Raw genomic sequence first — 24,671 nt, forward strand, 5'->3', positions numbered from 1 at the left:
CATCAGCGAGGTTAAACCAGTGGTACTACCATCATGTGAACCATAAAGTAGATCATCCACTCTCGATATCAGCTACGTAAATTATTCATCGTCACAACTCAGCTATCAGAGCCGAAAGCCGCTATCCGCAACTTAGATTGATTTTCCCACCAACATCACCTTAGTCCAGTTAAGTCAGTGCTACCATGTGAGTCGTGGTCAGGCAGGTGTGGAACCCTGTGTCGGTGGTGTTAGACCGCGTTCTTCAGCGACCTTACACCACAAAACGCCAGTGAGATTCAACCAGTGGCACTATCATATGGACCATAAAGTAGATGCTCTCACTCCCATGGTATCAGTGCCGTGAAGCATTCATCGTCACGACTCAACTATCAGAGCCGAGAGTGAAGCCCAATCTGGGCTCAGCCGGGGAATTTATCAGCGCCTTTTGCTGGTAAATTGGTGACTTTGAGACGGCGATTTTTCCGGCTCAAAGCAAGACACAAGACCGCTCTTTGGCTTGTGTCGTCCTCCCCCGGCGTTCCAGCCCAGATTGGGCGAACGGCAAGGCGCCAGCCACCGCTACGCTGACCACGACGGAATAACACACTACTTGATAAACATGGCGTCGCCGAAGCTGAAGAAGCGGTACTTTTCTGCAATAGCGTGGTGGTAAGCGTTGAGAATCTGATCACGCCCGGTAAAGGCCGCCACTAGCATGACCAACGTTGACTTCGGCAAGTGGAAGTTGGTGATAAACGCATCGACCACCTGCCAGTGATAGCCGGGCTTGATGAAAATATCCGTCCAGCCGGAATCCGCCTGGATCTTACCGTTGAACTTGGTCCCAATGGTTTCCAAGGTTCGAATCGACGTGGTCCCAGTTGCGATGATGCGGCCACCGTTGGCCCGTACGTCATTGAGCGTGGCTGCGGCGTCGGCGTCTAACCGATAGAACTCGCTGTGCATGGTGTGGTCTTCAATGTTAGCCTCTTCAACCGGTCGGAAGGTCCCCAGGCCGACGTGTAAGGTCACGTAGACCAATTTGACACCCTTGGCGGCTACCTTGGCTAACAAGTCTTCCGTCCAGTGCAAGCCAGCGGTTGGTGCCGCGGCCGACCCATTTTCCTTGGCATAGACCGTTTGGTAGCGGTCCGGATCATCGAGTTTTTCCTTGATGTACGGCGGCAGTGGCGTTTCGCCCAGACGTTCCAAGATTTCCATGAAGATACCGTCGTAGTGGAATTCAATCAACCGAATGCCATCGTCGCGCTCCTCCGTCACCGTGGCGGTCAATTGGCCATCGCCAAAGACCACCTGTTGACCGACGCGCAACCGTTTGGCCGGCTTCATCAAGGTCTCCCAGACGTCGCCTTCCACGTTGTGCAGCAACAGTACCTCCACGTGGCCGCCGGTTTCGGGTTTGACCCCGTACAACCGGGCTGGCATGACCCGCGAATTGTTCATGACCAAGGCATCCCCCGCGTGTAGCTCGTCGAGGATGTCATAGAAATGTTTGTCCGCTAAGGTTCCCGCCGTGTGGTCCAGTACCAACAGCCGCGAGGTGTCGCGCTGCTTAATCGGTGTCTGTGCAATCAGTTCGTGAGGTAAGTCGTAATCAAAATCATCTAAGGTGTATCCCAAGGTGGTTCAACTCCTTTACGCGTTGTCCTGAGGCATGGTCCGCCCCAAGTGCTCATAACCGGCAGCCGTGACGACCCGTCCGCGCGCGGTACGTTTCAAATACCCCCGCTGCAGCAGATACGGTTCGTACATGGCCGCGACCGTTTCCGTTTCTTCACCAACGTTGGCAGCCAGGGTGTTCAACCCGACCGGTCCGCCGTCGTAAAAATCAATCATGGTTTCCAGTAACTTGATATCCGTGGCGTCCAAGCCCGCCGAATCCACCCGCAACAACGTTAACGCGTGGTCAACGATAGCCAGGTCGATCGTACTGTGGTCGGGCGACACTTCCGCAAAGTCCCGAATCCGTTTCAACAACCGGTTAGCAATTCGCGGCGTCCCGCGTGAACGCAGGGCAATCTCGTGGGCGCCCTCGGTGGCAATCTCCGTGTTAAAGATATCCGCCGAGCGCGTGACGATTTCCTGCAGGTCACGGGTCTGGTAGTAAGCCATGTGCTCCACGATACCGAAGCGGTCGCGCAGTGGCGAGGACAGCAGGCCAGCCCGCGTCGTCGCCCCAATCAGGGTGAATGGCGGCAATGGGAAATGCACGGGATGGGCGGTGGGTCCTTGCCCAACCACGATGTCGATGTAAAAGTCTTCCATCGCCGAGTACAGCATTTCTTCCACAATCTTAGGCAATCGGTGAATTTCATCGATGAACAAAATATCGCCGGGTTGAAGCTCATTTAACAACGCCACCAGGTCCCCGGGTTTCTCGATTGCGGGGCCGCTGGTCGTGCGAATGTGGACACCCATTTCGTTGGCAATCACCATCGCCAGCGTGGTCTTCCCTAAGCCAGGAGGGCCGTACAACAGTACGTGGTCCAACGACTCTTCCCGTTGCTTAGCCGCTTGGATGTACACAGACAATTCGTGCTTGATAGGATCCTGACCGATGTACTGGGCCAGGGTCTGCGGCCGCAGGGACTTTTCAATCGAGTCTTCGTTGTCGTCCGCTGGTTCCGGGGAAATGATGCGATCATCATCAGCCATGGGTCAGCCTCCTTTCGTCTTATTCCGTCAGTAATCGTAAGCCTTCGCTTAAATAATCATTGGTATCTTGACCGGCAAATTGCCGTAACTTGGGCGTGATCTTCTTGACTGCGGCGGCCCTGTAGCCCAATGCCGTCAGCGCCGCAATGGCGTCGTCCAGTTCAGGGTTTTGCCCGTCACCGGTCGCAACTTCGGGTGTAAATAACGCGCCATCGTCGGCCGGTGCCAGGTCATCTAATTTGTTTTGCAGGTCCAACACAATCTGCCCGGCCGTCTTCTTGCCGATTCCCGGGAACTTCGTCAAGAAACTCACGTCGTTGGTCTTGATGGCCAGCATCAGCCCTTGATGGTCCGGATTGGCCAAGATAGCCAACGCACTCTTGGGCCCAATGCCGTTCACGTTGATCAGCTTCAAAAACAACTGCTTTTCCGCAAAGTCCGCGAAGCCATACAGCGTTTGCGCCGTGTCACTCACGGCCTGGTAAACGTAAATCGTCACTGCCTTGGTCCCCGCAGCGTAGCGGTACGGATTGGCCGTGTTGACCAAATAACCGACGCCGTTAACGTCCACGACCACATGGTCCGGATAGACCGCCGCAATCGTGCCGTGAAGGTATTCATACATGCCCATTAATCTCCTTTAAGAAAACATATGTTTGCTTTTTAAATTGTACCACATTTACCTGGCAAATGGGCAGTTAGTTGCTACTCGCCCCAATCATCCCCGGAATGGTGCGGGTCTTGGATGCGTTTGAACAACTTCTCCAAGTCCTGATCGGTAAAGTGGACCAGCACCGGCCGGCCGTGGGGGCAATTAAACGGATTCTCCGCCGTCGCTAACTTCTTGAGCAAGGCGCGGGCCTGTTGGTCGTCCAAGTGATGATTGGCCTTGATGGCCCGTTTACAGCTCATCATGATGGCCGTCTTCTCGCGAAAGGCTGCCACACTGATCTTGCCGTCCTTCAAGACCCAATCGATCATTTCTTTGATCGTGTCCGTTTCCTGACCGGCTTTGAACCAGGTCGGGTGTTCGTGCACGATGAAGCTGTTGGGGCCAAAGGATTCCAAATGAATCCCGACACTGGCCAGCGTTTCCAAATGGTTGGTCAGCTCCAAAACGTCGGTCGTCGGGTAGTCCAAGACGATGGGCACCAGTAATTTCTGCTCATCATCACTGACCTCACCAATGGCCTGCCGGTAGAATTCATAGTTCACCCGTTCCTGGGCGGCGTGTTGGTCGACCAAATACAAGCCGTCATCGGCCTCCGCCAACAAATACGTCCCGTGGACTTGTCCCAGGTAACGCAACTGGGGAAACCGTTGGGCTGGAGGCTCTGGCGCCGTTATCGCAGCGCTAGGCGCCGGATCAAGCGTCGGGGGCGTCACCGCACGTCCGCCTAAGGGTGCCGCCACACGTTCAGTCCGGTATTTCGTATCAAACGCCTGCGCGGCGGGTAAGGCGAAATCGTGCTTGTCGTGGATGACCACGGGCGCAACCGGCACCTCTTCTGGCGTCTCAAGCGGCTGCGGACCCGCTGCCGGCGTCGACTTGGCTTGGGCCGGCGTTGGCGTGGTTGCCGCGCTTTCGGCCGGTTGCGGTGCTGGCTGCGTGTGCTGGGCCGACATGTCATATTTAGCCGACACGTCGTTTAGCGCCATGGTCAGTTGATCCGTGGTCCGGGCCTCGCGCTTCTTGGCGGGTATTTCGTCGAACACGTCTGGAATCAAGTTTTCTTGCGAGAGACGTTTGAACACCGTGTCTTGAATCAGCTGCGTCAGCTCAGGCTCCTGGCTGATACGCACCTCTTGCTTGGTGGGATGGACGTTCACGTCGACCAACAACGGATCCATGGTGATGTCCAACACGGCCAACGGATAACGGCCGACCATCAGCTTGGAGCCGTACCCCGCAATCAGGGCCTTGCTCAGCTGAAAGTTGTGGATGTACCGCCCGTTTAGCAGGAGCGAAATGTACTGCCGACTGGCCCGCGTCAATTCCGGTAGGCTCACGTACCCCTTGACCTGAAAGTCCGGGTTCTTGCCGTTGATGGCCACCATTTTGCGCGCACTCTGTACGCCATAAATACCGGCAATCACCTGTTGTAGGTCGCCGCGCCCCGTGGTCCGTGTCAGCTCACGGCCATTGTGAACCAGTGAGAAGGCCACGTTCGGGTAACTCAGCGCCAAGCGGTTGACGATATCCGTGATACGCGCCAATTCAGTTGCCGGCGACTTGAGGTACTTCAGTCGGGCCGGCACGTTGCCAAATAAATCCCGTACCGTCACCGTGGTCCCCTTGCGCGCAGCCGCGGCGGTGTGTTCTTGAATCACCCCGCCGACGTTGTGGATCAAGGTCCCCACACTACCAGTCGAGGTCGTCAGCGTCACGTCCGCCACGGAAGCGATACTGGGCAACGCTTCACCCCGGAACCCCAGGGACTTGATGCGAAATAGGTCCCGGCGGTCGGTGATCTTACTGGTGGCGTGGCGTTTGAAGGCCATCTCGGTATCCTCATCGGCGATCCCGTCGCCGTCATCGACCACGGTGATCAGCTTTAGGCCAGCCTCTTCCACCGTGATGTCGATCTGCGTGCTGTGGGCATCCACGGCGTTTTCGACCAGTTCTTTGACCACGGATGCGGGCCGTTCGACCACTTCACCCGCGGCAATTTGGTCGGCTAAGACCGACGCTAGTTCATGAATCTTGGTCATCAACGACCCTTCCTCTCTTTTTTGCTTAAGCTTGTGTTGTCATTTCAAAATTGGTGAAAATTTCCGCCTACCGTTCGCCAAATATGGGACTGGAACGCTGTGGGCGGACGGGTCGAGCCAAAGTGCGGTCTCGACACCTCGCCTTTGAGCCGAAAGTCACGTCTCAAAGACGCCAGTTTCCTAACCGGCGTAAACCCATGCCGCTAAGGAAACTCCCACGGCTGAGCCCATATTTGGCGAACTCCCGGCTACAACGATGACTGCCATCAGCAGCTGGTTTAATCACCGGCAACCTAGCCGAAGTTGGCTAAGCGCAAAGTAGCTGACAGGCAGCAATCTAGCCGGAGGTCGCCAGGGTGTAGCCAGCTGTGACGACGGTGTTGGCTGAGGTTTTGTCTCAGCCTACAGCGTGGGACGACTTTGGAGACTTGCGGGTTGTGCAAGGCTTCAAAGCGAGGTGGAAGCCCGCTTCTCAGGCTGGAAGCGTTCCCCAGAGCAGGCGGAACCCTGGCAGCCGCAGGCGGTCGGTTACCTCTTACCTTATCAACAAACAACTTCGGTAGGCGGACAGCCCAACACTGTGTTGCCCGTTCTACGACTTTTTCGCCAACTTTTGTTGCCATTGGTAGACTTGGTTCATGACGGCCATGGGGGTCATGCCCATGAGGTTTAAGTCGCTGATCTGGCTGAGCACTTTGGCTTGGGCCGGATTCAGTTCTGGCTCGTCCGTGAACAAGGACAACTGTTGGTCCGTAGCGGGCGTTTCCGCAGGCGCTTCGGCCTTAGCCGGTTCGCTGGCGGTGGCCGCTGCTGACTGCGGTTGGGCGTCGGCAACTGGTGCCGGTGTAGTTAGGGCTTCAGCCGGCTGTTCTGGCGTCTGTGACGTTGTCTGAGCCGTTTCTGGTGCCACAGCGGGTTGGGCGTCGGCCGATTGCTCTAATTGCTCTAAGATGACCTCAGCGCGGTCTAGCAGCTTGGCTGGCATCCCCGCCAACTTGGCAACGTGAATCCCGTAGGACTTGTCAGCCGGTCCCGGTTGCATTTGGTGCAAGAAGACCAGGTCACCGTCGCGCTCAACGGCACCCACGTGGACGTTGCGGAGTTGCTTCAAGGATTGGTCCAAGGCCGTCAACTCGTGGTAGTGGGTCGAAAACAGGGTCTTGGCGTGGACGCGGTTGTGGACGAACTCAATGATGGCTTGGGCTAACGCCATCCCATCATAGGTCGCCGTCCCCCGCCCGATTTCATCGAATAAGATCAAGCTGTTGGCGGTGGCCTGGCTCAAGGCGCGGTTGGCCTCTTGCATTTCGACCATGAAGGTACTTTGGCCCGAAATCAGGTCGTCGGCCGCCCCAATACGCGTGAAGATCTGGTCAAACACGGGCATGGACGCTGATTCGGCGGGCACGAAGCACCCCATTTGCGCCATGATGACGGTCAAGGCCAGTTGCCGCATGTAGGTACTCTTCCCGGACATGTTGGGCCCGGTGATCAGCAAAATATTCGTGTCGTCAGCCATCGTCACGTCATTGGGCACGTACGATTGGCGGCCCAAGACCTTTTCGACCACGGGGTGACGTCCCTGAACGATTTTCAAGTCATGGCCGCTAACCAGCGTAGGCTTAACGAAATGGTAGTCTTCACTGACCACAGCGAAACTTTGGAGCACGTCCAGCGCCGCAATCGTGGCTGCTAATTTCTGCAGGCGGGTGATGGCTTCCTTGACCTGTTCGCGCAGGTCAACGAACAACTTGTACTCCAACGCCACGGACTTTTCTTCCGCCTCCAAAATCAAACGTTCTTTTTCCTTGAGTTCTGGCGTGGAGAAACGTTCGGCGTTGGCCAGCGTTTGTTTCCGTTCATACCGGTCGGCTGGCAGCTTGTCCAAGTTGACCTTGGTGACTTCGATATAGTAGCCAAAGACGTGGTTGTAGCCGATCTTTAGGTTATTGATGCCGGTGACTTCACGTTCGTGGGCCTCCATTTCAGCCAACCAGGTCTTACCGTTACGCATGGCGTCGCGGTATTCGTCTAGTTGGGCGTTGAACCCGTCACGAATCACCCCACCGTCAGAAACGGAAATTGGGGGTTCGGGCACGATGGCTTCGCGAATCGCGTCCGCCACATCATCCACGGGGTCCAGTCCGGCTAAGGTGTCGTCGAAAACGGGTTCGCCGAGTTCTTCAATGGTGTGTTGAATCTGGGGAACCTGTTCCAGCGATGTTTGTAACTGAATCAGATCACGCCCGTTGACGCTGCCAAACGCCACACGCCCGGCGAGACGTTCCAAGTCGTAAACCTTAACCAGTTCTTCTTGTAAATTATTGCGTTCGAAATAATGATCGAGCAGCGCACCGACCTTGGCCTGGCGCGTTTCGATCTGTTGCCGGTCGATCAAGGGCCGGTCTAACCACTGCTTCAGTAACCGCCCCCCCATTGCCGTCTTCGTTTGATCTAGCAGCCACAATAGGGTCCCAGACTTCTTCTTGGTCCGCAAGTTTTGGGTGATTTCCAGGTTGCTTTGTGAGGAATGGTCCATCTTCAAGAAGGCCTTGGGCTGGTAGGCCACGGCCCGTTGCAAGTGCGCCAGACTGCGCTTTTGGGTCACCGTGACGTAGGTGACCAGCACACCCACGACTTGTTGCAAGAGGTCGCTGGTGAGGTCTTGTTCCACGTAACTGACCTCAGAACTTGCCTGCACGTCGGTTTGATTAGAGATCATCATCCCCAGTTGCTTCATTCGGGCCTTCAAGTCGTCAGTGATCGTCGTGTCGACCACGACTTCCTTAGTCTGCAGGCTCATCAACTCATTCATCACGGGGTCCTCGCCAGTGATCTCGGCGGCCTTGAGCTCCCCAGTCGACAGGTCGGTGTACGCCAATCCGTAGTGCGACGGGGTGCTCATCGTCAGCGCCGTCAAATAGTTGTTGCGCTTGGCCCCAGCGGCCCCGGTATCGGTTTGCGTCCCCGGCGTGACCAGCTGGATGACCTCACGCTTGACCATGCCCTTGGCTAACTTCGGGTCTTCCATTTGCTCACAAATCGCGACCTTGTAGCCTTGGTCCACTAAAATATCAATATAGTTTTGAACGGCCTTGTGTGGCACCCCACACATTGGAATCGGGTTCTTGGCGCTGTGACTCCGCGTGGTCAACGTCAGTTCAAGGAGTTGAGACCCCTTGACCGCGTCTTCATTGAACATTTCATAGAAGTCGCCCAGCCGATAGAACAAGAATGCATCGGGGTACTGGTCTTTGATTTTTTGGTACTGCACCATCATGGGCGTCGTCTTCGTTTTCGTCATGAAAAATGGTTCATCCTTCCGTTTTATCCTAGCTTTGGTACGGGTGTTGTGGGCTGATCAAGATGGGCTTGATGCTCGACGCGTGGCCGGTCTTGTCGTTAAGGTCGATCACGGCACCGGACAACAGCCCTGGACCGGCTTCTTGCACCGTGTAGCGGGTCGGCCGTTGATTTTCAAAGCGCTCGATCACGCTGTCAGCCTGCATTCCCAACACACTGTCGGCGGGACCGGTCATGCCGGCTTCCGTCATAAAGGCGGTGCCGCCCTTTAAGACCTGCGCGTCGCTGGTCTGCACGTGGGTGTGTGTCCCGACCACTGCGGAGAGTTGCCCGGCAAAGCGCATGGCAAAGGCCCGTTTCTCACTGGTCGTTTCCGCGTGAAAGTCCACGAAGACAAAGTCCGTGTCCAGTTCCGGCAGTAGTGCTTGCATCTTGGCAAAGGGGTCGTCCATGGGATTCATGAAGACCCGGCCTTGCATGTTGACCACGGCCAAGACCTGTTGATTGACCTTGACCTTTGTCCAGCCTTGTCCCGGCGTGTCGCCCGGGAAGTTGGCGGGCCGCACTAAACGGTTCGCCCCGCCGATAAAGTCATACAGCTCGGCGTTGTCCCAGGTATGATTTCCCATGGTGACCACGTCAGCGCCGTCCTTTAATAATTGCTTGTAAATACTTTGGCTGATTCCACGACCAACTGGGGTTGAGTTCTCCCCGTTAACGATGGTGACCTGTGGCTTCAAGTCACGCTTGAGTTGTGGCAAATACTCGTGAATCATGTCCACACCAATGTTACCCACAACGTCACCAACAAACAGAATTCGCATCTTCGTTCCCCTATCTAGACCGTCTTTCGGCCCGCCTGGTCTGTTGACCAGTTCATTAAATAAACTCTATTTTACCATGCTTCGACCGATTCTGCGTCGTCCAAATTCAGCGAGGTCAAATCTAGCGGTTTACGGCTGACCCGCCTGCCGTTGCGCGAAAGTCTAGGCTGGAACGCTGGGGAGGACGGCCCGAGCCAAAGTCCGGTCTCAGGCCTTGTTTTGAGCCGGAAAACCGCCGTCTCAAAATCACCAATTTAGTAGCTAAAACCGCTACTAAATTCCCCGGCTGAGCCTAGATTTCGCTCCACTCTCGGCTACCATGGTAATTGTCTCAAGGTCACTTGGTTTAACCCGCCAAGGTCACTAATATTCCGGCGAATCTGGTAAATATAGCTGAATAGACCTATTAGTGTTTTCGGGATGCCAATCGTCTACTCACTGGCGGCAGTCTCGCCAAGTTTACATCGTCGCATCGTGTCCCAAAAGACAGCCGACTCCACGCTTATACCATCAGACGTAAAAAAGCTAGGACCACAATGGCCTAGCTTCTCTGACTTATTTCGCATATTCAACTGACCGGACTTCCCGGATAACGGAAACTTTGACGTGACCTGGATAATCCAAGTCGCCTTCAATTTGTTTCTTAATGTCACGTGCCAAGACAACGGCATCCGTGTCGGAAATCTTCTCGGGCCGCACAATAACTCGAACCTCTCGTCCCGCCTGGATGGCAAAACTGTGATCAACGCCGTCAAACGCATTGGCGATGGTTTCCAGTTTGTCCAACCGGTGAATGTAACTCTCCAGAGAATCTGAGCGTGCGCCTGGTCGGGTCGCTGAAATGACATCAGCGGTGCCCACCAGTTCCGCAATAACGGATTGCGGAGCCGTTTGATCTGCTTGTGCAGCGATAGCGTTGACCACGACAGAACTTTCCCGGTATTTCTTAGCCAGGTCCATTCCCGTCGTAATGTAGGAACTATCGTCTTCATGCTCAGCAGCGCGGCCAATATCATGTAACAATCCTGCACGCTTTGCTAACGTAACATCCTCACCTAGTTCAGCCGCTAAGACCCCAGTGATCTTAGCAACTTCGATTGAATGGGCCAACGCGTTTTGCCCATGAGAAATACGGAAGTTCAAGCGCCCAACCAACTTGACCAATTCGGGATGCATGGAATGAATTCCGAGGTCAAAGGTTGCTTGCTCGCCAAGCTCCCGGACATGCTCGTCCAGTTCTTTCTTGGCTTTGGCGACCATTTCTTCAATTCGGGCTGGATGAATCCGGCCGTCTTGAATCAATTTCTCTAAGGCAATCTTGGCGACTTCCCGCCGTAACGGGTCAAAGCCACTCAAGACGACGGCTTCCGGCGTATCATCAATGATCAGGTCGATCCCGGTCAAAGTCTCTAACGTCCGAATATTCCGCCCTTCGCGACCGATAATGCGGCCCTTCATGTCGTCGTTTGGCAACGTGACCACGGAAATCGTGGTTTCGGTGACCATATCGGCGGCACTGCGTTGGATGGCGGACACAATCAGGTCCTTGGCATTTGCCTGGGCCGTCTTGCGAGCCGTCTCTTCGCTTTCTTTAATCATTTTGGCACGTTCACCCGCCAAAGCCGTCTTGGCTTCAGAAATAATCAGGTCCCGTGCATCTTCCTGGGATAAAGCAGCTACGTCTTCCACCGCAGCCTGGCGTTTTTCAATCAGTGAGTCTGCTTGTTGCTGTTTCTTCGCTAAATTCTGCTCTTCAGCACTCAGCTTCTTGTCCCGACGATTCAGGGAGTTTTCACGTTTTTCTAAGGAATTGTCTTTCCGGTCTAACGTTTCTTCTCGTTGAATCAAGCGGTCTTCTTGCTTCTGAACTTCGGCACGACGTTCTTTCAGCTCGGTTTCGACCTCTGCACGGTACTTATGACTATCTTCCTTGGCCTCTAATAACGATTCCTTGGTCGCAGTCTCAGCTTGCTTCTTAGCTTCAGCCAGCACACCTTCAGCAGTGTACTTAGCCGCATCTAGCTTTTTTTCATGGACAGATTTACGCAAATAATACCCGCCCACAACACCAACAACGATAGCGATGATTGCGAGGATTATAATTGGAACACTCATGATTCCACCTCCGCATCATCAAAAATGACTAATTTAAAATCAGACTTTTTTAAGATGTTGATTTGATAACTGACACAAACTCAATTTTAATGGTTGCCATGAACGCTGTCAACTAAACTCACTGGAAACTGGTGGGTCTGGTCGGATTTATTCGTTTTTTTATCACGATGACATCAAAAAAGCACCAACCACCCGAGGCAGTCAGTGCTCTTCATTATTTATGACCGGGCTTGCCGTCCGGAATTAATTCGCTTTGTTCAGGTTTGGCCTTACCCTTTGGGGCGTCGGTCTTGGCATCCGTCTTTTTGCCAGCTTTATCGGTAGCATCTTTCTTGCCATCGGCAGCGGCATCGTCGCCTTCACCAACACCATAGGCGGCCCGGACCCGTTGATTGACTTCGGCCATCACGTCTGGATGGTCCGCCAAGTACCCCTTGGCATTCTCACGACCTTGACCAATTCGGTCATCACCGTAAGAGTACCAGGACCCACTCTTATCAACGATATCTTTTTCAACGGCCATGTCGAGCAACTCACCGGTTTGTGAAATCCCCTTACCGTACATGATGTCGACTTCGGCCCGCTTGAATGGCGCCGCCACCTTGTTCTTCACAACCTTGATCCGCGTCCGGTTCCCGATAACATCGGTCCCGTCCTTGATCTGTTCAGCCCGCCGAACTTCTAGACGCACAGTGGCGTAGAACTTTAAGGCCCGACCACCAGGTGTGGTTTCAGGGTTCCCAAACATAACCCCAACTTTTTCCCGAATCTGGTTAATGAACAGGGCAATCGTCTTGGTCTTGTTGATGGTCCCAGACAGCTTCCGCAGCGCCTGTGACATCAACCGGGCTTGCAGCCCAACGTGGGCGTCACCCATTTCCCCTTCGATTTCTGCACGAGGAACCAAGGCAGCGACAGAGTCGACAACCACGATGTCCACGGCACCACTGGAGATCAAGGCGTCCGCGATTTGCAGACCTTGTTCCCCAGTGTCTGGTTGAGAAAGCAATAATTGGTCGATGTTAACACCCAAAGCCGTCGCGTAAGCTGGGTCCAAGGCATTTTCAGCATCGATATAAGCAGCAGTCCCGCCACGCTTTTGCACTTCTGCTACCGCGTGGAGCGCCACAGTCGTCTTCCCAGATGATTCTGGACCGTAAATTTCTACGATTCGACCCCGTGGGTAGCCACCGACACCCAAGGCCACATCAAGGGCCAACGAGCCAGATGGTACGGTTTCCACGTCCAAATTACTGTTATCACCCAGACGCATAATCGAACCTTTACCAAAATCCTTTTCAATCTTCTTCAGCGCTTTGTCCAACGCCGCTTGTCGTTCGTCAGCCATCCAAATCCTCCTTTGGTACATCAATATTCAAGTAACACTATACGGGTTTTGTTCGCAAAATGCAAGTAAAAATAGAACAAAAGTTCCCCTTTATTTTGACCCATTTAAAATCCGCCGTAGCCAATCCAGACCAGTCATGACCGACCGCTCCCGAATTGCTGCACGGGTGCCCGTCAAGTGGACTAGCCGGGCGCGAGGCTCGTGCCCCCGTTGCGCTAAGCCTAGCCAGACGGTGCCTGCCGGATGGCCCTCTAGACTATCCGGACCGGCGACACCCGTGAAGCTCAAGGAGAAGTCTGTGTCCAGCAAGGCCCGCGACCGTTCGGCCATTTGCTGCGCTGTCGCGGCACTCACGACCCCGTCACGGTCAATGATCTCTTGGGGGATTCCCAACAGGTCATGTTTGGCCGAATTGGCATAGGTCACGAACCCACCAGGGAAAATTGCGGAGACGCCGGGGACATCCCCCAACGTGCTTTGAAATTTCCCGGCTGTCAGACTTTCCGCCCCGGTAATCGTCAGGTGCCGGTCAATCATCTCGTTCACGACCACGGCCGCCAGACTATTGTCATCACCGAAACCGTACAGGTAGTCACCCACCCGTTCTTGAATCGTGGCCGTCATTTTGTCCAGCAATTTTTCTGCCGTAGCCTGCTCATGCGCCCGTGCCGTCAATCTGAGTGTGACCTCATTGACCTTGGCGTACGGCGCAATCGTCGGATTGGTCTGTTGATCGATCAGGTCGGCCAATTCCGTGACCAATTTGCCTTCGCCAATTCCAAAGAACCGCAGAACTCGCGAGTCCAAATATTCGCTTCGATGGTAGGTCGCCTTGAGTAGCGGAACCCCCTGCTCCGCAAACATTGGTTCCGCTTCGCTTGGTGGCCCCGGCAATAACATGATGTCAGCCGCGTCAGGATCCTGATAAAAGGCCCCTACAGCCATTCCCGTCCGATTCTTGAGTGGTTGGCTGCCTTGCGGGTAAAGTGCCTGTAACCGATTATTAGGCGTCATGGGCCGCTCCGCTGTAGAGAAGTGTTGGCGAATCTTAACCATTGCTGGCGCATCTTCTACTAGCTTGACGCCCAATAGCTGGGCCACGGTCTGCTTGGTCAAATCATCCTTGGTCGGTCCTAAGCCACCGCTGATAATCACCAGGTCACTGCGCGAACGGGCCTGGTTCACCACCGCAGTCAGTCGATCAGCATTGTCGCCCACCAATGAATGGTAGTACACTTCAATTCCCGCTTGCGCGAGTTCCTGGGCAATGAACGCCGAATTGGTATCGACGATTTGCCCCAATAAAATTTCCGTTCCGACCGCAATAATTTCCGCTTGCATGCTGACCCCTCCTGAGGTGACTTAAAGTTAACTCCGTAAAAACTCCCGTGTTTTTTTATTTTTCTCAATTTATTTTTCACCGGTCGTTAATTAGCGAAAAACACTTGTACTGAAATCGTACCACACCTGAGACCAATTCCGCTAATTTTGCCCTCAAGAGTCATCATTTTTCAGTAAAAAAATAACAGCCGGTTTGGCTGCTACTTTTTGGGATCACCCCCACACCTGTGGGGAATACAGCCATTTTATCGATTGGCTTTAACATATGACAGGATCACCCCCCACACCTGTGGGGAATACACTAGCTTCTTTTTCGTCGCGAAGTCTTTGATGGGATCACCCCCACACCTGTGGGGAATACAAAGGCCCGGACACCTGTAAGATATCCGAACCAGGATCACCCCCACACCTGTGGGGAATACTCTACACCCTCTACTTCAAGCCATTTTGGTTCAGGATCACCCCCACACCTGTGGGGAATACTTGGCGATGTGGAAACAATGCCAAAAATTTTCAGGATCACCCCCACACCTGTGGGGAATACACACGGGAAGACTTGGAATTTGAGCTAGCTTTGGGATCACCCCCACACCTGTGGGGAATACGGGGGCAAGGTAAAACGTACCTAATGGCGATTAGGATCACCCCCACACCTGTGGGGAATACTCGCGGATTGCTGACAGTGTCGACTTACTCATGGGATCACCCCCACACCTGTGGGGAATACCGGCTTTCGGATCGCCGTTAGACTCACGTTTGAGGATCACCCCCACACCTGTGGGGAATACGTTCGCAGCGTTCACTATTTGAATGAAACGGAAGGATCACCCCCACACCTGTGGGGAATACTCTACCAAGTTTTTCATTGATGGAACCTATACAGGATCACCCCCACACCTGTGGGGAATACACTAAACAAATCCCGTCAGACCGGCATTCCAATTTCGCAAAAGTCCGAATTTTGTTTAACTTGCTTTTTTACCAGCATACCCTATCTGCTTTCGATGCGCAATTTACTTCAGTTATCACAAAGGGCCGCGACAATTGCCGCAGCCCGAAACATAACCGTATTTTTCGCAATTATTCAGCTGAAGATTCCGCAAACACTTGGCGATTTTGCACGAAGTAATCGATACCTGAGTAGATCGTGAAGAACAGGCAAATGTAGAAGAAAATCAGTGCCATTGGTACGTTGATGGCGCCAAAGCCGATGTTGTTCAGCAAGAGTAGGATGATGCCCACCATTTGGGTCGTCGTCTTGATTTTTCCTGGCCATGCGGCGGCTAAGACCTTGCCACCAGTTTCCACGACGATTAATCGCAACCCGGTCACCGCCAGCTCACGGCACACGATGATAGCTACCGCCCAAGCTGGCACGGCGCCCATCGACACCAGGATGATGAACGCCGTCATGACGATCATCTTGTCAGCCAACGGATCGGCAAATTTACCGAAGTTGGTGACCAAGTGGTTGCGCCGGGCGATTTGGCCGTCCAAAAAGTCGGTGATGGAAGCGGCCGCGAACACAACGGCCCCCCAGACCTGAGCGACGGGAATCGCGGTGCCAAACCAGGTCACTTGTCCCCAATCCAGTGGCAAGACCAACAACAGGATGAAAACGGGAATCAAGATAATGCGAACAATGGTTAAGCGATTTGGTAGGTTCACGAAAAGTTCCTCCTTAAATTTCTAACTAAAAAGGCGCGCCGGTCGCCACGGACCGACCCGCCTTGAGTCTTACTTAAATTCCAACGTCACAGTTTGTACTTGTGAAGTCGTCGTGCTGGAGCTGGTCGTCGTGCCAGTCGTTGAACTGGAACTCGTGGCGTTGCTCGTGCTGGTTGCGGACGTAAAGTTGAAGGACTTGCCGTCAACCTTCACCTTGGTAGCTGGGGCGTTTCCAAACTTCAGGGTAACACTCGTCGCTGAACTTGGAATCGTCAGTGAATGTGACGTTGAAGATGACAACGTGCCTTGCCAAACGGTTGAGCCGCTGACCGTAACGGACATCCAAGCACTCCCGGTAGCTGACAGGCTCATCTTCGGCTTAGAAGAAGCGTTCTTCATTTCCCAAGTTGATCCAGAAGTCGTCGAACTCAATTGCTTGAAGCTAGGCGTCTTAGTGGCCTTCTTGGAAGAAGATTTCTTCGAGGAAGACTTACTGCTGCTACTGCTACTCTTGGTCTTGTTCGAGCTACTACCAGAAACGCTGACTGAACTGCTGTCGACGTTATCCTTCGTGGTACCGCCGCCGTTGTGCGACGCAGCGACCCAGATACCCACCAAGATGACCAAAACGACGATGACGATCCCAATAACGGGAATCGTTCGGCGTAATTTCACATAACGCTCATCGACTTGTCGTTGTTGTGAACGGGTCTCCGGATTGTTTTCATTTACCTTATCAACATATTCTTGCGTCTGTGTACTTGGCAAAGCACTGTCAAATTGCTTTAACAGCTCCGCACCGTCCAAGTCGACCATGTCGGCATACTGCTTGATAAATGCCCGCACGTAAAAGTCTCCGGGCAACTCATCGAAGTTTTGATCTTCAATGGCAATCAGATAACGCTTTTGAATCTTCGTCGTCTGTTGCAGGTCGTCCAGCGTAAAGCCCTTCGCGATACGCGCATCACGCAGCGTTTTTCCCAATGTAATTTTGCTGTTATCACTCATGATTTAATTCTCCACCTGTTCAAAATTTCTCTATAAGCAGTATAGCATAGGCATCGCCGCATTTTCAGCCACAACACCCATAATTCAGGATTTAACGGTTTCTTAACCTCCGTTACGGCAAAATCGTATAGACGGTTTGCCGGCTGGCTGCCTGAAATTGCGCCATGGCCGCTTGAACATCGGCGAAGGTCATCCCCTCCAGAACCTTCAGCTCATCAAAGATGGTCGCCCCGCCAAATAGCGGTCCGTCGTACTGATTAGCGATGGCTTCGACCGAGTTGATGGCCCCAATCGTCCGGCCAATTGCTTCACGTTTGACCAGGTCAAATTGTGCTTTAGCTGCCACCAATTGTGCAGGCGCATCGGTTAAGATGGCAGTTAGTTCACTGACAAAAGATTCTGGGTGATCGGTGTCACCGGCCAGTTGGGCAAAATGCGCCCCGCGCTGAATCTGGAAGTCGTAACCAAAGCTGTCGTCGATCACGTTGGCGTCGTACAACCGCAAGTAGTTGTCACTGGTATCGTTAAACAACAGGTCAAAGGCCAGCGACACCGCGACGTTGTAGGTCAGACCTGCCTTGCCCGCAGGCACCTCATCGTACCCGCGCAGGCCAATGCTGACCTTAGGCCGATTAACGGTCAAATGCCGCGTGGTAGTCGGCTTGATCTCATCAGCGGGCGTTTGTGGGGCCGGCACCCGTTGAATGGGCTGGTTAGGGCCGAACGTCTTGCCGTCTTGGTTGGCCGTAATCCACGCCAACGTTTCTTCGGGATCTAACTGTCCCACAACAATTAAATTCATATTGCTGGGGTGGTAGAACGTGTTGTACGCCGCGTACAGGTCGTCTGCGGTAATTTTATCAATGGAATCCACCGTCCCCGCGATGTCGATGTGCAGCGGCTCGCGTGGATACAATTGGCCAATCATGCCAAAGTAGCTTTGCCACCCGGGGTCATCGTCGTACATTTCAATTTCTTGGCCGATGATGCCCTTTTCCTTGTTGACCGTGGCCGCCGTGAAGTACGGTTGCTGCACGAAATCCAGGAGAATATCCAGGTTCTCGTGCAGGTGGCTGGTGGTCGCAAACAAGTAGCTGGTTTGTGTAAAGCTGGTGAAGGCATTGGCACTGGCGCCGTATTGGCCAAAGAGGTCAAAGGCGTCGTGGTCCTCTTTTTCAAATAACTTGTGTTCCAAGAAGTGGGCAATTCCATCGGGGAACCGCACTGGTTGGCTTTGCCCCCGCGGCACAAATTCGTTGTCGGTCGACCCATAGTTCGTGGTCATCACGGCAAAAGTCTTGTGGAAACCGGCTTTGGGAACCAAAATCACTTTCAACCCGTTGGCCAAGGTCGTTTGAAAGACGGTCTCGCCCAACCGCGAATACGTTTGTTTAGTTAGCATGTTGCGCACCCCCGTGTAAGCAATAAGTGGCCTGCAACGTGACCTGTTGGGCCACCCGTTGCACGTCGGCGACAGATACCGCCGCTAATTTTTCCCGCCACGTCTTGAGTGGTTCCGTCAAATGCGTCAGTTCACTGTTGAGCAGACTGACCAATTTGCGTTGGGGACTATCCAGTCCGGCCAAGCGCGCATTTAACAGACTGGCCTTGACTTCGGCCAGCAGTTCTGCGGACAACTCACCGCGCTGTAAGGCCGCCAGTTGTTCGCCAATAATGGCCACGACCCGGTCCTGGTTCTCCGCTTGAATCCCGCTTTGAACGCCCAACGTCCCGGTAAATGGATTGTAGCTACTGCTGGCGTAGTAGGCCAGACTTGCCTTCTCCCGCACGTTGGTAAACAGCAGGGACAACGGCGTACCCCCAAAGGCCGCGTTAAAGACCACGGCGGCCATGAAGTCCGCGTCATCGCGATAGATTGGCAGTTGGTAAGCCAAGTTTAATTTGGCCTGCACGACTGGCGCCACGTCATCACCGGCCTGCACATCAGCGCGCTTGTCCCAACGATAGTACGGGGAATCATCGACCAGCTGTCGGTCCGTCAACGGCCAAGACTCGAGCGCAGTTTGCACCCGTTCGGCCGTCACGTCACCGACTACGGCCACATGAATTGCGTCGTTGGCCAACATCTCATGGTAGGTACCCAAAATATCGGTCGCCGTCAATTCACCTAAGGTCGTGGTATCACCCAAGGCACTCATGGCCTGGGCTGGCTGACCGGTGAACAGCAATTCCTGTAGCCGCCGGTTCGCCAAGTATTGTTTATCATCATCTAACGATTTAATTGCCGTCAAGAGGTTCTGGCGTTGCTGGGTAAAGGTGGCCGGGTCGAATTGCCCATTTGGCAACAGCGGTTCGAACAAGACGGCCTTCAAGAGTGCCATCCCCTGTTCAAACAGCGGCGTCTGATCGGCAAATTGATCCAAATACTGTTCGTCAACGACCGAGCACGTTAAACGAATCACGTGCTTGGTCCCCAACTTCACCACGCTGATGCCAAAGCTGGCACCATACAAACGTGACAGTTGCCGGGCCAGCGCCGTTTGGGTCGGATATGCTGCCGTACTGGTCTCTAAGACTTGCGCTAACAGCGCCCGCGCGGTAATCGCCGTGGCCGTCAGTGGCGCAACGAAGTCCACCTTAATGCCAATCGTTTTAAATTGTTTAGTGGGTAACAGGTCGAGCGTTACCCCGTCTCGTATGCGAAAATGCACGCGCAATTGCCTCCTCTAGCAAAATACTAATCGGTGTTTAATTTTAAGGGAAGCGCGCCAGAAATACAAGCAACCGCGCCGAAATTGTCGGATTTTACCGAAACGTGTGTGAGCTGGCTGGCTGCCTGCCGTTGCGCGAAATCTAGGTTGGAACGCTGGGGGAGGACGTTCTGAGCCAAAGCCCGGTCTCAGAACTTGCTTTGAGCCGAAAACCACGTCTCAAAGTCACCAATTTACCAGCAAAGAACGCTGGCAAATTCCCCGGCTGAACCTAGATTTCGCGCCACTCTCGGCTACAGTGGTAGCATATTGGCAACAATCACCTAACTCGCCACGTTTTACCACTCATTGTATTTCTGGCACGATTGTACCTTCCCAACCGGTTACTTCCAAGCTGACATCCATTCCCTTACTAATACTAACGAAATTCGGCGGCAATTAATTACCCCTTGTACTAGCTTCTTAAGAAAAATTTCAATTCCAGCTGCCTACAAAAAAGTGGCAATCCACATTCAAAGCAAATGGATTGCCACTATGATTCATTGAAATAACAATTGTAATCTGACTAACATCAACCTTGCCGGAGCCCCTGCCTGGTGGCGGCAGCGGTCAAACCACCACTAGAGCTTAACTAATTGGTGGTGACTCACGCCCGTAGCCGTGAGTCCGCCAAATATGGGTTCAGCCGTGGGAGTTACCTTAGCAGCGGTTTGGGCTGGTTAGGTAACTGGCGTCTTTGAGATGCGGTTCCCCGGCTCAAAGGCGAGGTGTCGAGACCGCTCTGTGGCTCGACCCGTCTGCCCACCGCGTTCCGACCCATATTTGGCGGACGGTAGGCGGTCGCCTCACACCAGCTGTCGGTAGCGCTTATTTCTTCGGCAACAGTGGCGTATCCACGTTACTGCCGAACCATTTCTGATTGATCTTTTCCAAGGCTCCGTTGGCAGCCAATCGCTTCAAGCCGGCGTTGATCTTGTGCCGCATGGTGACATCACCCTTGCGCATCCCCACCGCAAACTTTTCCTTAGGGAAGCTGCCAACCGTTACCCGGTAATCTTCGGGATGCGCTTGGTGTTTGATGTAGTAATTGGCGTACGTACTGTCGATCAGTAGGCCTTGAATCCGGCCGACGTTCAGGTCGATGAACGCGTTGGTAAAGGAATCGTAGGTCACTGCCTCGTGGTTTTTGATCCGGTCCTTCAGCAGCTTGGGGTGGGTCTCAATATCGTTGGCCCCCGACGACCCGGTTTGAGCGCCCAAGACCTTGCCTGTCATGTCCTGATACGAACTGATGTGATTTTTCTTCAGCGTGACCAAGACCTGGTCATTATTCAGATACGTATCAGAGAAGGCCACCTGCTTTTCCCGTTGTGGCGTGATGGAAAAGCCGTTCCAGATCAGATCGATCGTGCCGTTGTGCAACTCCGTAACGTTCATGCTCCAGTCAATGGATTGGAAATCGACCTTGACCCCGTACAGCTTGAAGACGGCGCGGGCCAAGTCGATGTCGTACCCGACCAGTTGGCCACTCTTTTGCCGAAAGCCCATGGGAACGAAGCTGTCGTCCAGCCCCACGACCACTTTTTTCTTCTTTAAAACGCTGGACCAGGTGTCATCTTGGTTGGCCCGTTGCGTGACGTTGTTGCAGCCCGCTAGGATGCCGCCCAGGCCAACGATGACGGCGAGTAAGGCCCAGAATCGTAAATACTTTTTCATCAAATGACCTCCCTAGTTCTTGGGTTCCACACGTAGCATTTGGTCCGCAATGGCCTCTGCGAATGGCATGTCGTGGGTCACCACGATTTGGGTGATGCCCTCGTCACGTAGTTTCAAAATGATTTGTTCCACTTCTTTACGCAGGTCTGGGTCCAAGGCCGACGTGGGTTCGTCGTAGCACAGTAACTTGGGGTGCATCGCAAGTGCCCGGACAATGGCGACCCGTTGCTTTTGCCCGCCGGATAACTCGTAGGGGAACAAGTCCGCTTTGTCGCCCAAGTCCAGTTGTTTCAGCAGCCGGTCGGCTTCAGCATTGGCGTCTTGCGTGGATTGCTTGAGCACCATGGTCGGCGCCAACGTCACGTTCTGGCGGACGGTGAGGTTCGGGAATAATTGATAATCCTGAAAGACCACGCCGATGACCGCATCGTTATCCCGGTTCGTGGCGGGATCAAAGGGTTGGCCGTCTAGTAGAAATTGGCCGCTGTCAACGCTGGCCAAGCCACTGATACACCGCAGTAACGTTGTTTTCCCGGCCCCAGACGGCCCAACGATCGTCAAAATCTTGCCATCTTCAACGGTCAGGTTGACGTCGTCCAGGATGGTTTTGCCACCAAATTTTTTCGTAATGCCTTTAAGTTCTAACATATGTTGACCATCCTTTCCTTAACGCCAGAAACTGTAGTGCCGTTCGAGCCGCTTCAAGACCAGCGTGCAGACGGCCGTCAGTAGTAAGTAGATCACGCCGACCAATAACATGGGTACCAGCGTCACGTCTCGTGCCATGGCCACGTTGCCGGCCCGCAACAGGTCGCCTAACCCGATGACGTAGACCAATGAGGAATCCTTGACCAGGTTAATGACTTCATTACCGATGGAAGGCAAGACGATCTTGACCACTTGGGGAATCACGATCTTGCGTAGCGTCTGCCAGTTGGTCAGCCGTAAGACCCGGGCACTTTCGTATTGCCCCGCCGGAATAGCTTGCAGGCCACCCCGGAAGATTTCAGCGAAGTAGGCCGTGTAATTTAAAATAAAGGCAAACAGCGCCGCATCGTAACGCTGGAAGACGATGCCGATGATGGGTAACCCGTAAAAAACGAAAATTAATTGCAGTAACAAGGGCGTCCCCCGCATCAGCCACACGTAGATATTGATGATCCAGGTCAGCGGTTTGAACCGCGTCGTCATCCCCAACCCGACCAGAATACCCAACGGAATTGCGATAATGATGGTCCAGAAGAAGATGGATAAGGTCATCCCCGTCCCGGAAAGTAATGATGGTAAAATTTGCGTCACGTAATTCATAATGATTCCTCCTTCGCCAAATAAAAAAAGCCCTCTCGAGAAAAGTCTTCTCAAGAGGGCGTCTCAACGCTGTGCCACCTCATGTTCTCGACGCGCTCACGCCACGCCGACTCAGTGAGTTCCTAGCGTCTCGCTGTTGCGGCGGGATCAAAAAAATCGCCCTCCTAGGTCCAAAGACCTAAGAGGACGATCACATCGTGGTTCCACCTCATGTTTGTTTTCATATCACTACGAAAACCTCAGCGAGTTGCTAGCAACTCCAGCGATAACGGGGCTTTTCCCGAGTCATCTTACTCATTTCAGACGACCAACTCACAGATGTGGTTCGAATCGTTCAGTCCGCCCGTTTCCATCCGCGGGGCTTTCTGGAGAACCTGAACAACTCTACTCTTCCGTTCAACGTTTTTCATTCATTGACAGTATATTACTTTTTTTCAGAGATCGTGTCAAGTCTTGAAAATGAAAAAAGGTGTTCAACTCGTGCACGCACCAGTTAACACCTCGTTTTTTAAAATTTCTAACCGCGATGGAACCAGCTGCTGACACGATGCCAGAAACCAGTATCCTCTTGTTCTTCGATCTTCATCAAGGGCACAGTCTCCCCCTCAAGGCGGCGGGCCACGTTACGATAGCCTTGGCCAGCGGGATTGTCCGTTTGCATGACCACGGGTTCTCCTTGGTTGGAGGTCGTGATGACGGCATCATCGTCGAAGATAATGCCCAGCAATTCGATACCCAGGTGGTGGGTGATCTCGTCGATGTCCATCATAGAACCATCTTGCATCATGTTGCGCCGAATCCGGTTGATCAACAGCCGCGGGGCTTCGGTCAGTGGGTGTTGTTCCAACAGGCCCACGACCCGATCGGCATCGCGTACGGCGGAGATTTCTGGCGTCGTCACGACGATAGCCGCGTCGGCACCGGAGACCGCGTTGATGAAGCCTTGTTCGATGCCGGCTGGGCAATCGATCAGGACGTAATCGTATTCTGGCTTCAGTTCGTCAACGATCTCCTTGACCTGTTCGGGCGTTAACGCCGTCTTATCGGTGTTTTGTGCCGCTGGCAACAGGTACAATTTGTCGTCGAACCGCTTATCCTTGACCAAGGCTTGGGGCAATTTTGCCCGGCCTTCAGCCACGTCCACGATATCATAAATGATGCGGTTGTCTAACCCCAACACCACGTCTAGGTTCCGCAACCCAATGTCCAGGTCCATCAAGCAGACCCGTTTGCCCATCAAGGCTAACGCGGTCCCAATGTTGGCGCTGGTCGTCGTCTTACCGACCCCACCCTTACCGGAGGTGATCACAATTGCTTTTCCCATTTCTAAATTCCTCCAATCTGGTTATACAACTTTGGATTGATCTTCTTTAATTGCCCCAACTTGCCATACGACAAGACGTGCAGGTCATTGACGTAGGCCACCGTTTGTTGTGATGCAGACAAGGCGTCCGCTTCAATGATGTCAAACTGCTCGGCAATGTGCACCTGTTGGGCGGCCTGAAGATTTCCCATAATCAGCTTGGATTCGTCATCGGGATACCCCGCTTGCAGAATTCCAGCGACATTCCCCATGGAAAAGATGTTGCCCGTCGTCCGGAGCTTACCACCTTCGTGAATCGTCCCCAAGAACAGGACGTCGCCCTTCATGACGACCTCCTGCCCGTTACGAATCACTTTGCTTAACAGGTGAACGTTTTCCCGCTCACGCAACTGGACTGCATCCGCAATCGTCATCACGTTGGCGGCAATCTTATGGATCTCAAAGCGCGGATACTGCGCCACCATCTGTTCGATGCGTTTTTTTTCCTCCGCGGTCAAGATCCGGTCTTCAGTTAGCACATCCAGTGAAACCTTGGATGCCTCTAAAGCCTGGGGGTCCACCTTGAGATTTTCTAATAATGCTTTTAAATCAACCAAGATTTGGTCCAGACTCGCTGATTGCTTGAGGACCAAGTCATAGCCGTTTTGCGTTCCGCGTAATACGGCAGCCTGCAT

General features: G+C 53.5%; 18 protein-coding genes, 1 CRISPR repeat array and 1 other annotated feature. All 18 genes read right to left on the minus strand.

Going from position 1 to position 24,671, the window contains the following annotated elements; genetic code table 11:
- Positions 1 to 588: 588 nt before the first annotated feature.
- Complete coding sequence (gene queA / locus NGM66_RS05065; RefSeq protein ID WP_208910054.1) at positions 589 to 1,623, minus strand: tRNA preQ1(34) S-adenosylmethionine ribosyltransferase-isomerase QueA; 1,035 nt, start codon at positions 1,621 to 1,623, stop codon at positions 589 to 591.
- Between the two features lie 15 nt (positions 1,624 to 1,638).
- Positions 1,639 to 2,658 (minus strand): Holliday junction branch migration DNA helicase RuvB, encoded by a 1,020-nt coding sequence (gene ruvB / locus NGM66_RS05070; protein ID WP_208910056.1) that lies wholly within the window; start codon positions 2,656 to 2,658, stop codon positions 1,639 to 1,641.
- Between the two features lie 19 nt (positions 2,659 to 2,677).
- Positions 2,678 to 3,283, minus strand: a complete 606-nt coding sequence (gene ruvA / locus NGM66_RS05075; RefSeq protein WP_208910057.1) for a Holliday junction branch migration protein RuvA — start codon at positions 3,281 to 3,283, stop codon at positions 2,678 to 2,680.
- An 80-nt stretch (positions 3,284 to 3,363) separates the two neighbouring features.
- Positions 3,364 to 5,370: a DNA mismatch repair endonuclease MutL gene (gene mutL / locus NGM66_RS05080; protein WP_208910059.1), complete on the minus strand. Its 2,007-nt coding sequence runs from the start codon at positions 5,368 to 5,370 to the stop codon at positions 3,364 to 3,366.
- A 592-nt stretch (positions 5,371 to 5,962) separates the two neighbouring features.
- Positions 5,963 to 8,674, minus strand: a complete 2,712-nt coding sequence (mutS, locus tag NGM66_RS05085) for a DNA mismatch repair protein MutS (protein ID WP_208910060.1) — start codon at positions 8,672 to 8,674, stop codon at positions 5,963 to 5,965.
- A gap of 28 nt (positions 8,675 to 8,702) precedes the next feature.
- Positions 8,703 to 9,497, minus strand: coding sequence for a TIGR00282 family metallophosphoesterase (locus tag NGM66_RS05090; protein ID WP_208910061.1), 795 nt, complete (start codon positions 9,495 to 9,497; stop codon positions 8,703 to 8,705).
- A 555-nt stretch (positions 9,498 to 10,052) separates the two neighbouring features.
- Positions 10,053 to 11,612 (minus strand): ribonuclease Y, encoded by a 1,560-nt coding sequence (rny, locus tag NGM66_RS05095; RefSeq protein WP_208910062.1) that lies wholly within the window; start codon positions 11,610 to 11,612, stop codon positions 10,053 to 10,055.
- 214 nt (positions 11,613 to 11,826) lie between these two features.
- Entirely contained in the window at positions 11,827 to 12,960 is a 1,134-nt protein-coding gene (recA, locus tag NGM66_RS05100; protein ID WP_208910063.1) for a recombinase RecA, read from the minus strand.
- A gap of 90 nt (positions 12,961 to 13,050) precedes the next feature.
- Entirely contained in the window at positions 13,051 to 14,301 is a 1,251-nt protein-coding gene (locus NGM66_RS05105) for a competence/damage-inducible protein A (RefSeq protein WP_208910064.1), read from the minus strand.
- Positions 14,302 to 14,511: 210 nt separating this feature from the next.
- A CRISPR array of direct repeats spans positions 14,512 to 15,211; the repeat unit is 28 nt; unit sequence GGATCACCCCCACACCTGTGGGGAATAC.
- A 170-nt stretch (positions 15,212 to 15,381) separates the two neighbouring features.
- Entirely contained in the window at positions 15,382 to 15,969 is a 588-nt protein-coding gene (gene pgsA, locus NGM66_RS05110) for a CDP-diacylglycerol--glycerol-3-phosphate 3-phosphatidyltransferase (RefSeq protein WP_208910066.1), read from the minus strand.
- Positions 15,970 to 16,038: 69 nt separating this feature from the next.
- Positions 16,039 to 16,977 (minus strand): helix-turn-helix domain-containing protein, encoded by a 939-nt coding sequence (locus tag NGM66_RS05115; protein WP_208910068.1) that lies wholly within the window; start codon positions 16,975 to 16,977, stop codon positions 16,039 to 16,041.
- A 112-nt stretch (positions 16,978 to 17,089) separates the two neighbouring features.
- The gene (gene yfmH, locus NGM66_RS05120) at positions 17,090 to 18,379 is read right to left on the minus strand and encodes an EF-P 5-aminopentanol modification-associated protein YfmH (protein ID WP_258115418.1); all 1,290 of its coding nucleotides are present in this window, start codon (positions 18,377 to 18,379) and stop codon (positions 17,090 to 17,092) included.
- Positions 18,369 to 19,649 carry an EF-P 5-aminopentanol modification-associated protein YfmF gene (gene yfmF / locus NGM66_RS05125; protein ID WP_208910072.1) on the minus strand — a complete coding sequence of 427 codons (1,281 nt, stop codon included), beginning with the start codon at positions 19,647 to 19,649 and terminating at the stop codon, positions 18,369 to 18,371. The genes yfmH and yfmF overlap by 11 nt, the downstream gene beginning before the upstream one ends.
- Positions 19,650 to 20,516: 867 nt before the next feature.
- The gene (locus NGM66_RS05130; protein WP_208910074.1) at positions 20,517 to 21,365 is read right to left on the minus strand and encodes an amino acid ABC transporter substrate-binding protein; all 849 of its coding nucleotides are present in this window, start codon (positions 21,363 to 21,365) and stop codon (positions 20,517 to 20,519) included.
- 12 nt (positions 21,366 to 21,377) lie between these two features.
- On the minus strand, positions 21,378 to 22,013 hold the full coding sequence (locus NGM66_RS05135) for an amino acid ABC transporter ATP-binding protein (protein ID WP_208910076.1): 636 nt from the start codon (positions 22,011 to 22,013) through the stop codon (positions 21,378 to 21,380).
- 18 nt (positions 22,014 to 22,031) lie between these two features.
- Positions 22,032 to 22,673, minus strand: coding sequence for an amino acid ABC transporter permease (locus NGM66_RS05140; protein ID WP_208910078.1), 642 nt, complete (start codon positions 22,671 to 22,673; stop codon positions 22,032 to 22,034).
- A 179-nt stretch (positions 22,674 to 22,852) separates the two neighbouring features.
- Positions 22,853 to 23,082, minus strand: a binding site (T-box leader).
- Between the two features lie 108 nt (positions 23,083 to 23,190).
- Positions 23,191 to 23,997, minus strand: a complete 807-nt coding sequence (gene minD, locus NGM66_RS05145; protein ID WP_208910080.1) for a septum site-determining protein MinD — start codon at positions 23,995 to 23,997, stop codon at positions 23,191 to 23,193.
- Positions 23,998 to 23,999: 2 nt separating this feature from the next.
- A complete protein-coding gene (locus tag NGM66_RS05150) occupies positions 24,000 to 24,671 on the minus strand; it encodes a septum site-determining protein MinC (protein WP_208910082.1) in 672 nt (223 codons plus the stop codon).

It is taken from the genome of Levilactobacillus yiduensis (assembly GCF_024718525.1).
In the GTDB taxonomy this organism is placed as follows: domain Bacteria; phylum Bacillota; class Bacilli; order Lactobacillales; family Lactobacillaceae; genus Levilactobacillus; species Levilactobacillus yiduensis.

Bases quoted from the DNA above. Each gene is read 5' to 3' on its own strand.
- ruvB (WP_208910056.1), bottom strand. From the start codon at position 2,658: ATGGCTGATGATGATCGCATCATTTCCCCGGAACCAGCGGACGACAAC.
- ruvA (WP_208910057.1), bottom strand. From the start codon at position 3,283: ATGTATGAATACCTTCACGGCACGATTGCGGCGGTCTATCCGGACCAT.
- mutL (WP_208910059.1), bottom strand. From the start codon at position 5,370: ATGACCAAGATTCATGAACTAGCGTCGGTCTTAGCCGACCAAATTGCC.
- mutS (WP_208910060.1), bottom strand. From the start codon at position 8,674: ATGACGAAAACGAAGACGACGCCCATGATGGTGCAGTACCAAAAAATC.
- NGM66_RS05090 (WP_208910061.1), bottom strand. From the start codon at position 9,497: ATGCGAATTCTGTTTGTTGGTGACGTTGTGGGTAACATTGGTGTGGAC.
- rny (WP_208910062.1), bottom strand. From the start codon at position 11,612: ATGAGTGTTCCAATTATAATCCTCGCAATCATCGCTATCGTTGTTGGT.
- recA (WP_208910063.1), bottom strand. From the start codon at position 12,960: ATGGCTGACGAACGACAAGCGGCGTTGGACAAAGCGCTGAAGAAGATT.
- NGM66_RS05105 (WP_208910064.1), bottom strand. From the start codon at position 14,301: ATGCAAGCGGAAATTATTGCGGTCGGAACGGAAATTTTATTGGGGCAA.
- NGM66_RS05115 (WP_208910068.1), bottom strand. From the start codon at position 16,977: ATGAGTGATAACAGCAAAATTACATTGGGAAAAACGCTGCGTGATGCG.
- yfmH (WP_258115418.1), bottom strand. From the start codon at position 18,379: ATGCTAACTAAACAAACGTATTCGCGGTTGGGCGAGACCGTCTTTCAA.
- NGM66_RS05130 (WP_208910074.1), bottom strand. From the start codon at position 21,365: ATGAAAAAGTATTTACGATTCTGGGCCTTACTCGCCGTCATCGTTGGC.
- NGM66_RS05135 (WP_208910076.1), bottom strand. From the start codon at position 22,013: ATGTTAGAACTTAAAGGCATTACGAAAAAATTTGGTGGCAAAACCATC.
- NGM66_RS05140 (WP_208910078.1), bottom strand. From the start codon at position 22,673: ATGAATTACGTGACGCAAATTTTACCATCATTACTTTCCGGGACGGGG.
- minD (WP_208910080.1), bottom strand. From the start codon at position 23,997: ATGGGAAAAGCAATTGTGATCACCTCCGGTAAGGGTGGGGTCGGTAAG.
- NGM66_RS05150 (WP_208910082.1), bottom strand. From the start codon at position 24,671: ATGCAGGCTGCCGTATTACGCGGAACGCAAAACGGCTATGACTTGGTC.